This is a genomic window from Enterobacter sp. ZOR0014 (assembly GCF_000798855.1).
Lineage (GTDB): Bacteria > Pseudomonadota > Gammaproteobacteria > Enterobacterales > Enterobacteriaceae > Enterobacter > Enterobacter kobei.
This window is the reverse complement of sequence record NZ_JTLF01000259.1, coordinates 1-14,760: the sequence shown is the minus strand read 5'-3', so window position 1 is coordinate 14,760 and position 14,760 is coordinate 1. Positions and strand designations below refer to the sequence as shown.

The window sequence follows — 14,760 nt, the reverse complement described above, 5'->3', positions numbered from 1 at the left end:
GGATTTTCAATCCCCTGCTCTACCGACTGAGCTATCCGGGCAACGGGGCGCATTAAACCTGATCTGCTTCCTGCCGTCAACGAAAAATGTTGTTTTCGTTACGGACTGCGCAATCTCTCGCCATTTCGCCGCACTCTTAAGCGAAAAAGCGCGTCCAGAGCGCTGAGAGCGGCATGGCGATCAGCAGCGCGGGCAGCATATTCACCACGGCAAACATCTTAATCCCGCAGATGCGTAACCCGGTCGCCAGCAACAGCAGGCCGCCGACGGCAGTAAAGTCTGCCATCATCGCCGGCGTGGTGAGCGGGAGAATCAACGTGGCGCAGGTGGCGAGTGCCAGCTGAATCAGCAGCATCGGGACGCAAATTGCCGCGACGGCGATACCGAGCGTGGTGGCAAAAATGGTGGCGGTGAAGAAATCGAGAAACGCTTTCGCAATTAATATACTCGGGTCGCCCGTCATCCCTTCCTGCATCGAACCGAATATCCCGGTGCCGCTGGCACAAAACAGAATAATGATCGCCACGTAGTTCTGAATAAACGACTCGTGCGAACCGTTTTTCGCCTTACCGGGTCGGGCAATCAGGTTTTTGGCTTTGCCTACCGCGTTATTGATGCCCTTTTCCAGATAGCAAAATTCGCCAATCAGCGCGCCGAGCAGCGTTGCCAGCACCATGACGGGCAGGTTGGCGCATTTGATGACTAAAAGGATGCCGATGCCCAGCGAGGCCAGGCCAAAAATAGACGGCATGGAGGTACGAATACGCTCCGGTAGCCGCTGGCTTAACACGCCGCCAAGTATACCGCCCAGCAGCACTGCGCCGGCGTTGATAAAGGGTCCAATTACCACCGCTAACTCCTGTTACTTAATCATTGGTATTGCATGATTATGACACGCAAAGCGGGCATTACGCTTAGCTTTGGAAGGTTTTGTGCATATTGATTCCTTCTTGCACCTAAAAATAAAAGGTGACATTATTGCGCGAATTTTCTCCTCCCTGTCTCGCCATTCGGTGAGGGTAACTAGCGCCTATGAAAACCATGAAAATTGCCGTCAGCCGCGAGCTGCTCTCCACTGTCTCAACCCACCGTGAAAAGGTGACGCTGGATAACACGGATTTTACCGATGTGGCGGCAGTCGTCATGACAACTGCTGAAAGTCGCAGCGGTATTCTCGCGTTGCTGAAACGCACGGGCTTTCAGCTACCGGTGTTTATTTTCTCGCAGGAGCAAACGGACGTGCCTGACGGTGCTACCGCGGTCATCTCGGGGAAAGCGCAGGAGTTTCTGGAACTGGAGACTGCTGCCAGCCGTTACGAAGAGAATCTGCTGCCGCCGTTTTTTGACACCCTGAGCCAGTACGTGGAGATGGGTAACAGCACCTTCGCCTGTCCTGGTCACCAGCACGGGGCGTTTTTCAAAAAGCATCCGGCGGGACGACAGTTCTTTGATTTCTTCGGTGAGAACGTGTTTCGTGCCGACATGTGCAATGCTGACGTGAAACTCGGGGATTTACTGATCCACGAAGGGTCCGCCAAGCATGCGCAAAAGTTCGCGGCGAAAGTGTTCAATGCGGATAAAACCTACTTCGTGCTGAACGGCACGTCGGCGGCCAACAAGGTGGTGACCAACGCGCTGCTGACGCGTGGCGATCTGGTGCTGTTCGACCGCAACAACCATAAATCTAACCACCACGGGGCGCTGATTCAGGCAGGGGCCACGCCGGTGTATCTTGAGGCTGCGCGTAATCCATTTGGCTTTATTGGCGGGATTGACGAGCACTGTTTTGATGACGCGTACCTGCGCGATCTTATCCGCGAGGCTGCGCCGGAGAAAGCCGACGAGGCGCGTCCGTTCCGCCTGGCGATCATCCAGCTTGGCACCTATGACGGCACGATCTACAACGCCCGTCAGGTGATCGACAAGATCGGCCATCTGTGTGATTACATCCTGTTTGACTCTGCCTGGGTGGGCTACGAGCAATTTATTCCGATGATGGCGGAAACGTCTCCGCTGTTGCTGGAGCTGAACGAGAACGATCCTGGCATTTTTGTGACCCAGTCGGTGCACAAACAGCAGGCCGGGTTCTCGCAAACGTCGCAGATCCATAAAAAGGATAACCACATTCGTGGCCAGGCGCGGTTCTGCCCCCATAAGCGGCTGAACAATGCGTTTATGCTGCACGCCTCCACCAGTCCGTTTTATCCGCTGTTTGCAGCGCTGGATGTGAATGCCAAAATTCATGAAGGCGAGAGTGGGCGCAGGCTGTGGGCGGAGTGTGTTGAGCTGGGCATTGAGGCGCGCAAGGCGATCATTGCCAACTGCCATATGATTAAGCCGTTTATCCCGCCGGTGGTGGCGGGGCGGCCGTGGCAGGATCATCCGACGCACGCCATTGCCAGCGAGCGCCGCTTCTTCAGCTTCGAGCCGGGGGCGAAATGGCACGGGTTTGCGGGCTATGCCCGCGAGCAGTACTTTGTCGACCCGTGCAAGCTGCTGCTGACCACGCCGGGTATTGATGCGGAAACCGGGGAATATACCGGGTTCGGCATTCCGGCGACCATTCTTGCGCACTACCTGCGCGAAAACGGCATCGTGCCGGAGAAATGCGATCTCAACTCAATCCTGTTCCTGCTGACGCCAGCTGAAAGCAGCGAGAAGCTGGCGCAGCTGGTGGCAATGCTGGGACAGTTCGAGCAGCATATTGAAGACGATACGCCGCTGTCGGACGTACTGCCGACCATCTACCAGAAATATCCGGTGCGCTACCGGGATTACACCCTCCGCCAGTTGTGTCAGGAGATGCACGATCTTTATGTCAGCTTTGACGTAAAAGATCTGCAGAAGGCGATGTTCCGCAAGGAGAGCTTGCCTGAGGTGGTAATGAACCCGCAGGATGCAAACCGGGCCTATATTCGCGGAGAGGTGGAGCTGGTTCGCATACGGGATGCCGCAGGGCGCATTGCTGCCGAAGGGGCGCTGCCCTATCCGCCTGGCGTGCTGTGCGTGGTGCCGGGTGAAGTCTGGGGCGGGGCGGTACAGCGTTACTTCCTGGCGCTGGAAGAGGGCATCAACCTGCTGCCGGGCTTCTCGCCGGAGCTGCAGGGGGTATACAGCGAGAAGGATGCGGACGGGATTAAACGGCTGTATGGGTATGTGTTGAGGTAGTGCGGGCTGCTGCCCTCACCCTAACCCTCTCCCACAGGGAGAGGGAACGTTTCATCAAACCGCACTACGCTTGTACATCCTCCTTGGATGCCCAATCTTCCCGTACAGCATCTCCACGCTCAAAAACCCCGCCTCCACGCAGTGCTCCAGATAGCGCCGGGTAGTGGTTTTACTCAACCCCGTTTCGCTCACCACCTCATCCACGGTAAAGCAGTGCGTCGCCTTGTCGTTGAACAGCGCCTGCACCCGGGCCAGCGTATTCTCCTCAATCCCTTTGCTGCCGTTGTCCTGGCGGTAGTTCTTCGCCTGGAGTTGATACAGTGAATCGACGTTTTGCTGATCGACAATCTTCCAGACGCGCTGCTGTTCGGCAAATTGCACAAAGCGCTCCAGCGACTGGCTGAGGCGCTTCCAGGAAACCGGCTTGAGGATATAGTCAAATGCGCCGTTGCGGATGGCCTGGCTGCAGGTGTCCATATCGCTGGCGGCGGTGATGAAAATCACCGAGCAGTTGGCGCGGGTCAGCATCGGGTTACTGATAAGGGTGATGCCTTTGCCGTCCGGCAGATAGTTATCCAGCAGCATCAGCTGAGGCTGTTTACGCTCAAGCTGAACCTGCGCGTCGGCCAGTGACGAGGCAATCCCCACCAGTCTCAGACGCGGGTGTTTGCTGATGAGCTCCGCGTGCAGCTGTGCCAGTTCGTTCTCGTCTTCAACAATCAGTACGTCGATAAGTTCATGTTGCATAGTCGGTGTCTTCCAGTTGCCGGACGGTTCCCGAGGCCGGGATAAACAATGAGAAAATGGCGCCGCGTGGGGTATTATCGGCAACTTCTATCGCGCCGCCAGCCTGCGTAACGTAGCTTTCGATCAGATACAGACCAATCCCATGATCGCCGCGTGTTTTGGTGGTGATGCCGCGTTCAAAGATCCGCTCACGGATCTCCGGTTTAATGCCTACGCCCTGGTCGGCGACTTCAATAATCAGCTCCTGCTCGCTGAGTTTTATCAGCACTTCCACCGGCGTATGGGGAAGCGGCGAGCGCTGTGTTGCTTCGATGGCGTTATCCAGCAGGTTACCAATAATCGAAATCAACTCTTGCTCCCCAAGCGGCAGGAACGGCTTATCCAGCCGACAGGCCGGGTCGAAACTCAGCTCGACGCCTTTTTCCCGCGCGCGGGCGGCTTTTCCCAGCAGCAGGCCACACAGGGTGGGGGAACTGAAGCGCGACGAGATAAAGTCCAGCAGCTCCTGGGCATGTTCCGACTGCGCCTGTATATAGCCAATCGCCTCCTCATAGCGGCTCATATGCAGCAGGCCGGAGAGGGTGGTCATCCGATTTAACTGCTCGTGACGCATAATGCGCAGGTTATCGACATAGCGCTTTACCTGGCTGAGCTGGGCGCTCAGAGAGTCGATTTCGTTGCGATCGCGGAAGGTGATCACCCAGCCCTGTAGCGAGCCCTCAAGCATGATGTGAACCCGGCTGGCAATCACCGTGAGATCGTTAAAACGGCAAATCTCATCGTGGGTATCTTTAGCCAGCATCGTCTGCGTGTCGAAGAACGGGACCGGGTCGATCACCTGGCTTATCAACTGTCCGCGCAGTTCACGCGCCGGCTGGCTCAGCCCCAGCAGTTTGCGCGCCGCCTGGTTGATCACTTCTATGCGCCGCTCGTTATCAATGGCAATCACCCCTTCGTAGATAGATTCCATCATCGCCTTTTGCTGACGTACCAGCAGGCCGATTTCTCGCGGTTCGAGGGAGAAGATCTGCTTCTTTATACTGCGGGTAAAGAACCAGGAGAAGATAAAGAGGGCCAAAAGCAGCAGCACGGCGGCAATCAGGATATTGACCACTTTACTGACGGTAATGGTATCCAGGTAGCTGGTGAGATAGCCCACGGAAACAATGCCAACAACCTGCCCGGCATCGTTGAAGATAGGGGCTTTACTGCGCAGCGAAATACCCAGTCCGCCTTTACGGATGGTTGTCGTGCTTTTCCCCTGCAGGACGGCCTCATTGTCGCCGCCAACCAGCGTCGTGCCCACTCTGTCGGCAAAGACGGAATGAAAAAGGTGCTTTCCCGTGTTATCTCCAATGACAATAAAGCTGGCATCGCTATGGGCAGCCATTTTCTGCATAAAATCATGGATCGCGGTGATATCTTTTTGTTCAACTTCATTGCGTAATGACGGAATAAGCGCAATCTCCTCCGCCTGTATTTTTGCGCGCGCACTCATTTCCTGATAAAGCTGCTTACCGACATCGGCATAATAATATCCGCCCAGCAACGCAAAAAGCACTGAGAAAAAGGCAACCAGCGAAATAAACAACTTAATCTGGAAAGAGACTTTCATAACTATCACGCAAGGTAGCGACAAAGATCGCCAATATATCATCTTTTTTTCTATGGCCGCCTGCGCTTTGCCGAAAACTTGTGATCCCTTGCACAGCGGGCGCTGTAAAAGATTTATCCTGAGGGCTTACCTCGTTCAGGCTATATGAATAAATGTTATTTGTTTGTTCAATTCAGAAAAGAAACCATAAAAACCACGATAATAAATAAGGCATAAATCACATTAAATAAAAGAAACCATTAAAACCATAGTGGCCATTAAAACTTCGCTTTTAATATGTCATCCCTCACATAAAGTAAGCCTTTGTGACTCTAAGCTGAACGCACAAAATAACCAAGGGGCTTATTATGAGCACAACTGACGATTCTTTCTCTGTTACCCACGACCCGATTGAAATTCAGCGACCCTCGCTCAAAGAGCGTTGGTGGCATATTATGGATACCTGGAAAATCGGGATTATCCCTCTGCCGCTGTTTGTTCTGGCGGGCGCACTGATTGCGATTGATTGTCTGGGCGGAAAGCTGCCGAGCGACATCGTGGTGATGGTAGCGACCCTGGCCTTCTTCGGCTTTGCCTGCGGTGAGTTTGGCAAGCGCCTGCCGATTGTCGGCAAGCTCGGTGCGGCGGCGATTTGCGCCACCTTTATCCCTTCCGCGCTGGTCTATTACGGCCTGCTGCCGGATGTGGTGGTCGAGTCCACCACTAAGTTCTATAAATCCACCAATATTCTCTATCTCTACATCTGCTGCATTATCGTCGGCAGCATCATGAGCATGAACCGCACGGTGCTGATTCAGGGCTTCCTGCGCATCTTCTTCCCGATGCTGTGCGGTGAAATTGTCGGCATGCTGGTGGGGATGGGCGTTGGTCTCGCGCTGGGCCTGGAGCCGTTCCAGATCTTCTTCTTTATCATTCTGCCCATTATGGCGGGCGGCGTCGGGGAAGGCGCAATTCCGCTTTCCATCGGTTATGCCACCCTGCTGCACATGGACCAGGGCGTAGCGCTCGGTCGCGTGCTGCCGATGGTGATGCTCGGCGGTCTGACCGCGATCATTATCTCCGGTTGCCTGAACCAGCTTGGTAAGCGCTACCCGCACCTGACCGGTGAAGGCCAGCTGATGCCTAACCGCGCCAATGCCGATACCACCGTCTCTCAGCCTGCGTTCTCTGGTAAAGCGGACGTGACCACAATCGCCTCTGGCGCTCTGCTGGCGGTGCTGCTCTACATGCTGGGCATGCTCGGCCACAAGCTCATTGGCCTGCCAGCCCCGGTCGGCATGCTGTTTATGGCGGTGCTGGTGAAGCTCTGCAACGGCGCCTCTCCGCGCCTGCTGGAGGGCTCGCAGGTGGTATACAAATTCTTCCAGACTTCCGTGACCTACCCCATCCTCTTCGCCGTCGGCGTGGCTATCACCCCATGGCACGAACTGGTGGCGGCGTTCACCGTCAGCAACCTGCTGGTGATTGTCAGCACCGTTTCGGCGCTGGTGGCGACCGGCTTCTTCGTCGGCAAAAAGATCGGTATGCATCCGATTGATGTCGCCATCGTCTCCTGCTGCCAGAGCGGGCAGGGCGGTACCGGCGACGTGGCGATCCTGACCGCAGGCAACCGCATGAGCCTGATGCCGTTCGCCCAGATTGCTACCCGTATCGGCGGAGCGATTAACGTCTCTGTCTCTCTGCTGATTCTGGGCAACTTCCTCGTTTAAGTTTTCAGGAAAGAACAATGAAACTCGCAAGCTTTTTATACCAGGGAAAACGCAGCTACGGCATCGTCCAGGCCGACGGCGTGATTGATTTAGGCCGCCGTCTCGGCGACCGCTACAGCGACCTCAAGGCGCTGCTGGAGGGCAACGGGCTGGCGCAGGCCACCCGCTACCTGAACGACGCGGTGGACGTGCCGATGAGCGCTATCACCTTCTTACCGGTGATTGAGCAGCCGGAAAAAATTCTCTGCGTGGGCATGAACTACGCCGACAAGCGCAAGGAGTTTGACCAGCATAACCCGGCCCCGACGCTGTTTGTCCGCTTCCCTGATTCACAGACCGGCCATAACGAACCGGTGCTGAAGCCGCGCCACTCCAGTGAATTCGACTACGAAGGCGAGCTGGCGGTGATCATCGGCAAAGGTGGGGAGAACATCAGCCGCGACGACGCGCTGCGCCACGTGGCGGGCTACAGCTGCTACATGGACGGCTCCGCCCGTGACTGGCAGCACACCTGGTTTACAGCCGGAAAAAACTGGCGTCAGACCGGCGCGTTTGGCCCCTGGATGGCGACGGCGGATGAGATCCCGGATCCGCACCAGCTGGCAATCCGCACCTGGCTGAACGGCCGCATGGTGCAGGAAGACAACACCAGCAGCATGATCCACAAGGTTGCGGAGCTGATCGAGTACATCAGCACCTTCACCCGCCTCAGCCCGGGCGATGTGATCATCACCGGATCCCCGGGCGGGGTGGGGAAAAAGCGTAACCCGCCGCTGTTTATGAAAGAGGGCGATCGCATTGAGGTGGAGATCGAGCATATCGGTCATCTGAGCAACGTGATCGTGGAAGCGCCCGCCGTCGGGCTTGCGGCAGCACACTGAGTAAAATGGCATGAACAGTCAACCCATCGATTTTCGCCACACTCTGGTGGCGAAGCATCCGGAACGCCTAAGCCAGATCCGCTACCTGCTGGCAGACAGCGGCCTGGGCCTGGACAACGACATCACGCTGTTTGTCGAAGCCTGGTCCGGCTCGCAGCTGGTGGGTTGCGCAGGGCTTGCCGCCAACGTCATCAAATGCGTGGCGGTCAACGAGCAGCTTCGCGGCGAGAACCTCAGCGCGCGGCTGCTGGCTGAGGTGGAAAATGCGGCGCTGGAGCGCGGCCATTTTCACCTCTTCCTCTGCACCCGTCCGTGCAACCGGGAGCGCTTTGCCCGCAGTGGCTTCTGGCCGATTGCCCAGAGCGGAAACAACGCGGTGCTGATGGAGAACACCCCGCAGGGGATCGAACGCTACTGCCGTTCCCTGCGCGCGAAGCGCAAAAGCGGGGAGAACATTGGCGCGATAGTGATGAACGCCAATCCCTTCACCCTCGGCCACCGCCATCTGGTGGAGCAGGCGGCGCAGCAGTGCGATGCGCTGCATCTCTTCGTGGTGCGTGAAGATGCGTCGTTCTTCCCGTTTAGCGCGCGCATTGAGATGGTGCGGGCGGGCGTGGCGCATCTGCCGAATGTGGTGGTGCATGAAGGCTCGCAGTACATCATCTCCCGCGCCACCTTCCCGGCCTACTTCCTGAAGGAGACCGGCAAAGTGCAGCAGGCGTGGAGTGAAATCGACGTGCTGATTTTCCGGGACTTTATTGCCCCGGCGCTGGGCATCACCCACCGCTTCATCGGCTCGGAGCCCTTTTGCGATATCACCCGGCAGTACAACCAGACGCTGCACGACCTGCTGGCCTCGCATATTGAGGTGGTGGAAATGCCGCGCATCAAGGCCACCGGCAACGCCATTTCCGCGTCCGAAGTGCGCCGTTTACTCAAGACACAGCAGTTTTCCCGGATCCGGGAGATTGTCCCGGACTCCACCTTCGCGCATCTCGAAACGCATTACCGTGCGAGTGCCGAAGTCGCATAACTACCAGGAATTTATCATGAATATTGTAAGGGAGGCGCTGGCCGGCACGCAGGAGTCCAGCGACCTGATGGTGAAAATCGCTCCCGCTCACGGCGAGCTGGAGATAGTCATCCACAGTGAAGTGATTAAGCAGTTTGGCGAGCAGATTCGCCAGGTGGTCAACGACACATTGCGCGCCATGAACGTGCACCAGGGACTCATCATTATTGAAGATAAAGGGGCGCTGGACTGTGTTATTCGCGCCCGCCTGCAAAGCGCGCTGATGCGTGCCGCCGATGATCAAACCATCAACTGGGGGGCGCTGAAATGAGCAAACTCCGCCGCAGTATGCTGTTCCTGCCGGGCGCCAACGCCGCCATGCTTTCCACCGCCTTTATCTATCGGCCTGATTCCATCATGTTTGACCTGGAAGACGCCGTTGCCCTGCGCGAGAAAGACACCGCGCGCATGCTGGTGTTCCACGCGCTACAGCACCCGATGTATCAGGATATCGAAACCGTGGTGCGCATTAACCCGCTGAGCACGCCGTTTGGCCTGCTGGATCTGGAAGCCGCCGTGCGGGCGGGCGTGGACGTGATTCGCCTGCCGAAAACCGATACCCCGGACGATATCTACGAGCTGGAGGGGCACCTGGCGCGTATTGAACGCGAGTGCGGCCGCGAAGTCGGCTCTACCCGCGTCATGGCGGCGATTGAATCGGCCATTGGCGTGATAAATGCCGTGGCGATTGCCCGCAGCTCCCCGCGCCTCATCGGCATCGCGCTGGCCGCCTTTGATTATGTGATGGATATGCAGACCGAGCGCGGCGACGGCACCGAGCTGTTCTACGCCCGCTGCGCCGTATTGCACGCCGCTCGCGCGGAGGGTATCGACGCCTTCGACGTGGTGTGGTCAGACGTTAACGACGAGGCCGGGTTCCTGCGCGAGGTCGATCTGATCCGCAAGATGGGTTTTAACGGCAAATCGCTGATTAACCCGCGCCAGATTGACCTGCTGCATAACGCTTACGCCCCGACGCAGGAAGAGGTGGAACACGCGAAGCGAGTGATTGAGGCGGCAGAAGAGGGCGAGCGTAACGGCCTGGGCGTGGTGTCGCTCAACGGCAAAATGGTGGATGCACCGATTATTAACCACGCGCAGGTGGTGCTGGAGCGCGCGGCGGCCTCCGGCGTGCGTCGGTAAGGATGACAGAATGAACCAGACTGAACTTCTCCATATGAATTTCCCCCATCTGCGGGGCTTAAAACCGTTTGATACCGCCCACAGCGCGACGCCGTGGCTGGCGGATGCTGACGCGAAGCACAGCCGCAAACTCTGCGCCTCCGTTGAAGAGGCGGTGAAGCGCTGCGGCCTGCAGGACGGGATGACCATCTCTTTCCACCACGCGTTTCGCGAAGGCGACCGGGTGATCAACACCGTCGTGGCGCTGCTGGCGCGAATGGGTTTCAAAAACCTGACGCTGGCCTCCAGCTCGCTGATGACCTGCAATGACGCGCTGATCGAGCATATTGAAAGCGGCGTCATCACCCGGATTTACACCTCCGGAATGCGCGGCAGGCTGGCGGATGCCATCTCCCACGGGCTGATGGACGAGCCGGTGCAAATTCACTCCCACGGCGGGCGCGTGAAGCTCTTGCAGGACGGCGAGCTGAATATCGACGTGGCGTTTCTCGGCGTGCCGTGCAGCGATGAGTTTGGCAACGCCAACGGCACCCACGGTAAATCCTGCTGCGGCTCGCTGGGCTACGCCATGGTGGATGCGCACTTTGCCCGCAAGGTGGTGCTGCTGACCGAAGAACTGGTGCCGTTCCCCAATATGCCCGCCAGCCTGGTGCAGGACCAGGTGGACTACGTCGTGCAGGTTGAGAGCGTCGGTGACCCGGCGAAAATCAGCGTTGGCGCGGCGCGCGTCACCAGCAACCCGCGCGAGCTGATGATCGCCCGCTATGCGGCGGACGTGATTGAACATTCCGGCTACTTTAACCCGGGCTTCTCAATGCAGACCGGCTCCGGCGCGGCGGCGACCGCCTGCACGCGTTTTATGGAAGAGAAAATGGAGCGCAGCGGCGTGAAGGCGCGCTTCGCGCTTGGCGGCATCACCGGCAGCCTGGTGGATTTGCACGAGAAGGGGCTCATCGAAAAGCTGCTCGACACCCAGTGCTTTGACGGCCAGGCGGCGGCGTCTCTGGCGCGCAACCCGAACCACGTGGAGATCTCCACCAATGTTTACGCCAACCCCGGCAGCAAGGCGGCAAGCTGCGACCAGCTCGACGTGGTGATCCTCAGCGCCCTCGAAATCGACGTTGATTTCAACGTCAACGTCATCACCGGCTCCGACGGCGTGATGCGCGGCGCGTCCGGCGGACACTGCGACGTGGCCGCTGCGGCGAACCTCACCATCGTCGTCGCGCCGCTGCTGCGCAGCCGCATTCCGACGGTCGTGAAGCGCGTCACCACGCGCCTCACGCCGGGTGAGAGCATCGACGTGCTGGTCACCGATCACGGCATTGCGGTTAACCCGGCTCGCCCGGAGGTGCGTGAGCGGCTGATAGCTGCCGGGCTGAAGATTGTGGATATCAACGCGCTCTATGAACGGGTGATATCGCTGACGGGCGTACCAAAGCCGATTGAGTTTACCGACAAAATCGTCGGGGTGATCCGCTACCGCGACGGCAGCGTGATCGACACCGTGCGACAGGTGAAGGAGTGATTATGACAGTAGCGACACCCGTGCGGACGGGTGTCAGCCTGGACGAACTGCTGGCGGCGAAAGAGCGCCGCGCAGCGCGTCAGGCTGACATGCTTGAGCACTATCAACAACCGGTGATTTCCCTCACGCTGGTCACGCCAGGGGAAATTAAAGACAGCCTGCGCTATCGCAACACCATGGGCGTAGCGCTCCAGACGTGCGACCAGCTGCTATGGGAGAACCGCTGGCAGGTGCTGGACCGTCAGGTGCTGTGGCTTCCGACCGGGCCCGAGGCCCTGTGGTGCGTGGCTCATCCGGCAGCGGAAATTAAAGCGCACTGCGCGGATCTGGAGCAGACGCACCCGCTCGGCAGGCTGTGGGATCTGGATGTTATCTGCCCTCAGCATGGCCACGTCGGGCGTCAGTCGCTGGGGGCAAATCTCAGACGCTGCCTGATCTGCGACGAACCTGCGCATGCCTGTTCCCGCTCGCGGAACCATCCCGTTGAGCAGGTGGTTTCCCGGGTGGAGAAGATGATTGATGACTGGTTTGCTCGCGACTAAACCCCGCATTGCGGACGTGCCCGCGCTTGCCGAAGCGGCACTGTGGCAGGAGCTGGAGCTGACGCCCAAACCGGGGCTGGTGGACAAGCTCAATAACGGTTCCCACCGCGATATGGACCACGCGCTGTTTGCCCGCAGCATTGCGGCGATTACGCCGTGGTTTGCGCGCTTTGCTGAACTTGGTAACGCGCATGCGGATAAGCCCGCTGACGCACAGCTACGGATTATCCGCCCAATGGGGATGGCCTGCGAGCAGGCGATGTACGCCGCGACGAACGGCGTGAATACGCACAAAGGCGGGATTTTTGCCCTGGGTTTACTGTGCTTCGCCGCCGGACGTGTGAACAATCTTTCTGCGGACAGCCTCTGTTGTGAGGTGGGTAACATCTGCCGCGGGCTGGTGTCGCGAGAGCTGGCCGCGCGCAGCGGGCAGGCGACGGCGGGCGAGCGGCAGTTTCAGCAGCACGGCTTAACCGGCGCGCGCGGTGAGGCGGAAAGCGGCTTTGCCACGGTGCGTAAGGCGTTGGCACAGTGGAACGGACGGTCGCTTCACAGCCTGCTGTTACGCCTGATGTCAGTCAATCAGGACAGCAATCTGGTGTCGCGCGGTGGCATGGAAGGGCTGCGCTACGTTCAGGACTACGCGCGGGAATTGCTGGCTAACGGCTGGGACCGCGAAGCGTTGCTTAAAATGGATATCGCATTGATAGAACGCAATCTGAGTCCGGGGGGCAGCGCGGATTTGCTGTCGGTGGGGTGGGTGCTGTCTGGAATAAAATAGCCGGGTGGCGGCTTCGCCTTACCCGGCCTACGGTTGGGTTTTGTAGGCCCGGTAAGCGTTAGCGCCACCGGGCACAACACACCAAAGATTAGTGCGCGATCGGCTGCGCACCGTTCGGCACACGCACGTGCTTGTACTTGAACAGCACGATGAACGCGAAGAACAGCACCAGCGAGTATGCGGCGAAGATCAGCCACACCGGCTGCCAGTTGGTGATGCCGTTGGTGGTGTACATCTCTACCACTTTACCGCTCACCACGCCGCCCAGAATACAGCCGAAGCCGTTGGTCATCATCAGGAACATGCCCTGTGCGCTGGCACGGATTTCAGGCTTCACTTCTTTTTCCACGAATACGGAACCGGAAATGTTGAAGAAGTCGAAGGCACAGCCGTAAACAATCATCGACAGCACCAGCAGTACGGTGCCGAATGCGCTCGGGTCGCCGTAGGCGAACAGACCAAAGCGCAACATCCATGCCGCGATACTGATCAGCATGACGTTCTTGATGCCGTAGCGGCTCAGGAAGAACGGGATGGTCAGGATGAACAGCGTCTCAGAGATCTGAGAGATGGACATCATCACCGACGCATGCTCAACGATAAAGCTTCCGGCAAACAGCGGATTGTTATCGAAGCTGTGCAGGAAGGTGTTGCCGAACATGTTGGTGATCTGCAGCTCTGCGCCCAGCAGCATGGAGAAGATAAAGAAGATCGCCATCCGTTTGTTTTTAAACAGCGCGAACGCGTCCAGACCGAGCATGGTGCTCCAGCTCTGGTTTTTCTGCTGGTTTGAAACCGGAATGGTTGGCAGCGTCAGGGTGAAGATCGCCAGCAGCACGGAGAGCGCGGCACCGATGTAGAGCTGCATATGGCTCAGTTCAAAGCCTGCGAAGCTCACGCCCCACATTGCCATGATAAAGCCGATGGTGCCCCAGATACGGATTGGCGGGAAATCGGTCACGATATCCATCCCGGCAGATTTCAGGCGGTAGTAAGAGATGGTGTTGATCAGCCCAAGCGTTGGCATATAGGCCAGCGAGTTAAGCAGGATCACCATAAACATTGCCCCTGGCGTGGTCACTTCGGCCGCCATAAACAGCGTCCCCGCGCCCACCAGATGGCAAAGCATGTACAGCCATTTCGCACTTAACCATTTATCCGCCACGATACCGAGCAGTGTTGGCATGAAGACCGCCGCGATACCCAGCGAGCTGTAGACGGCACCGATTGACGCACCATCGAACTTGAGCGTCACAAACATATAGGAGCCGAGTGTAGTCAGCCAGCTACCCCACAGGCAGAACTGCAGAAACGACAATATTTTAAGCTGCAGCTTAAGGTTCATGTTACTTTCCTCACAAGTGAGCGGGAGATATGTTGTTTTTGGAACATTCAGGGTTGTTATTTGATGCAATTCTATCAGTTGGCAACGATATGTTTTGTTACCTCCCGCAAAAAAATGCAATCCACATTAATTTGCAGTTTGGATTGTGATGCAAATAACATTTTCGTATGGGTGGGGTGAGTGAGTGCGGCCTGATGCCCTCACCCTGACCCTCTCCCACGGGGAGAGG

Annotated in this window: 13 protein-coding genes; 9 read left to right on the top strand and 4 right to left on the bottom strand. The window is 57.8% G+C overall.

Features of this window, described 5'->3' with window-relative positions:
- Positions 1-136: 136 nt before the first annotated feature.
- A complete protein-coding gene (locus L977_RS13650; protein WP_047625992.1) occupies positions 137-850 on the bottom strand; it encodes a DUF554 domain-containing protein in 714 nt (237 codons plus the stop codon).
- A gap of 182 nt (positions 851-1,032) precedes the next feature.
- Between L977_RS13650 and L977_RS13645 the strand changes: the two genes are divergently transcribed.
- On the top strand, positions 1,033-3,168 hold the full coding sequence (locus tag L977_RS13645; RefSeq protein ID WP_047625991.1) for an ornithine decarboxylase: 2,136 nt from the start codon (positions 1,033-1,035) through the stop codon (positions 3,166-3,168).
- 54 nt (positions 3,169-3,222) lie between these two features.
- Here L977_RS13645 and L977_RS13640 read toward each other — a convergent pair whose 3' ends face one another.
- Both L977_RS13640 and L977_RS13635 read right to left on the bottom strand, forming a co-directional pair.
- Positions 3,223-3,915, bottom strand: a complete 693-nt coding sequence (locus L977_RS13640) for a response regulator (RefSeq protein ID WP_023337769.1) — start codon at positions 3,913-3,915, stop codon at positions 3,223-3,225.
- Positions 3,905-5,530 carry an ATP-binding protein gene (locus tag L977_RS13635; RefSeq protein WP_047625990.1) on the bottom strand — a complete coding sequence of 542 codons (1,626 nt, stop codon included), beginning with the start codon at positions 5,528-5,530 and terminating at the stop codon, positions 3,905-3,907. The genes L977_RS13640 and L977_RS13635 overlap by 11 nt, the downstream gene beginning before the upstream one ends.
- A gap of 347 nt (positions 5,531-5,877) precedes the next feature.
- On the opposite strand from L977_RS13635, the gene L977_RS13630 reads away from it, so the two are divergent.
- From L977_RS13630 to citG, 8 genes are read left to right on the top strand one after another with little or no spacing between them, the layout of a single operon-like run.
- Positions 5,878-7,239 carry a 2-hydroxycarboxylate transporter family protein gene (locus tag L977_RS13630; protein ID WP_023337767.1) on the top strand — a complete coding sequence of 454 codons (1,362 nt, stop codon included), beginning with the start codon at positions 5,878-5,880 and terminating at the stop codon, positions 7,237-7,239.
- A gap of 17 nt (positions 7,240-7,256) precedes the next feature.
- A complete protein-coding gene (locus L977_RS13625) occupies positions 7,257-8,120 on the top strand; it encodes a fumarylacetoacetate hydrolase family protein (RefSeq protein WP_023337766.1) in 864 nt (287 codons plus the stop codon).
- A gap of 10 nt (positions 8,121-8,130) precedes the next feature.
- Complete coding sequence (gene citC / locus L977_RS13620; RefSeq protein WP_014885208.1) at positions 8,131-9,153, top strand: [citrate (pro-3S)-lyase] ligase; 1,023 nt, start codon at positions 8,131-8,133, stop codon at positions 9,151-9,153.
- A gap of 16 nt (positions 9,154-9,169) precedes the next feature.
- The gene (gene citD, locus L977_RS13615) at positions 9,170-9,463 is read left to right on the top strand and encodes a citrate lyase acyl carrier protein (protein WP_014885207.1); all 294 of its coding nucleotides are present in this window, start codon (positions 9,170-9,172) and stop codon (positions 9,461-9,463) included.
- The gene (gene citE / locus L977_RS13610) at positions 9,460-10,335 is read left to right on the top strand and encodes a citrate (pro-3S)-lyase subunit beta (protein WP_047625989.1); all 876 of its coding nucleotides are present in this window, start codon (positions 9,460-9,462) and stop codon (positions 10,333-10,335) included. The genes citD and citE overlap by 4 nt, the downstream gene beginning before the upstream one ends.
- Before the next feature lie 10 nt (positions 10,336-10,345).
- Complete coding sequence (citF, locus tag L977_RS13605; RefSeq protein WP_047625988.1) at positions 10,346-11,863, top strand: citrate lyase subunit alpha; 1,518 nt, start codon at positions 10,346-10,348, stop codon at positions 11,861-11,863.
- A gap of 2 nt (positions 11,864-11,865) precedes the next feature.
- Positions 11,866-12,405 carry a citrate lyase holo-[acyl-carrier protein] synthase gene (gene citX, locus L977_RS13600; RefSeq protein WP_014885204.1) on the top strand — a complete coding sequence of 180 codons (540 nt, stop codon included), beginning with the start codon at positions 11,866-11,868 and terminating at the stop codon, positions 12,403-12,405.
- Positions 12,383-13,186 carry a triphosphoribosyl-dephospho-CoA synthase CitG gene (gene citG / locus L977_RS13595; RefSeq protein ID WP_047344499.1) on the top strand — a complete coding sequence of 268 codons (804 nt, stop codon included), beginning with the start codon at positions 12,383-12,385 and terminating at the stop codon, positions 13,184-13,186. Before citX ends, citG begins: the two co-directional genes overlap by 23 nt.
- An 88-nt stretch (positions 13,187-13,274) precedes the next feature.
- Here citG and L977_RS13590 read toward each other — a convergent pair whose 3' ends face one another.
- Entirely contained in the window at positions 13,275-14,531 is a 1,257-nt protein-coding gene (locus L977_RS13590; RefSeq protein ID WP_047625987.1) for a nucleoside permease, read from the bottom strand.
- Positions 14,532-14,760 lie beyond the last annotated feature (229 nt).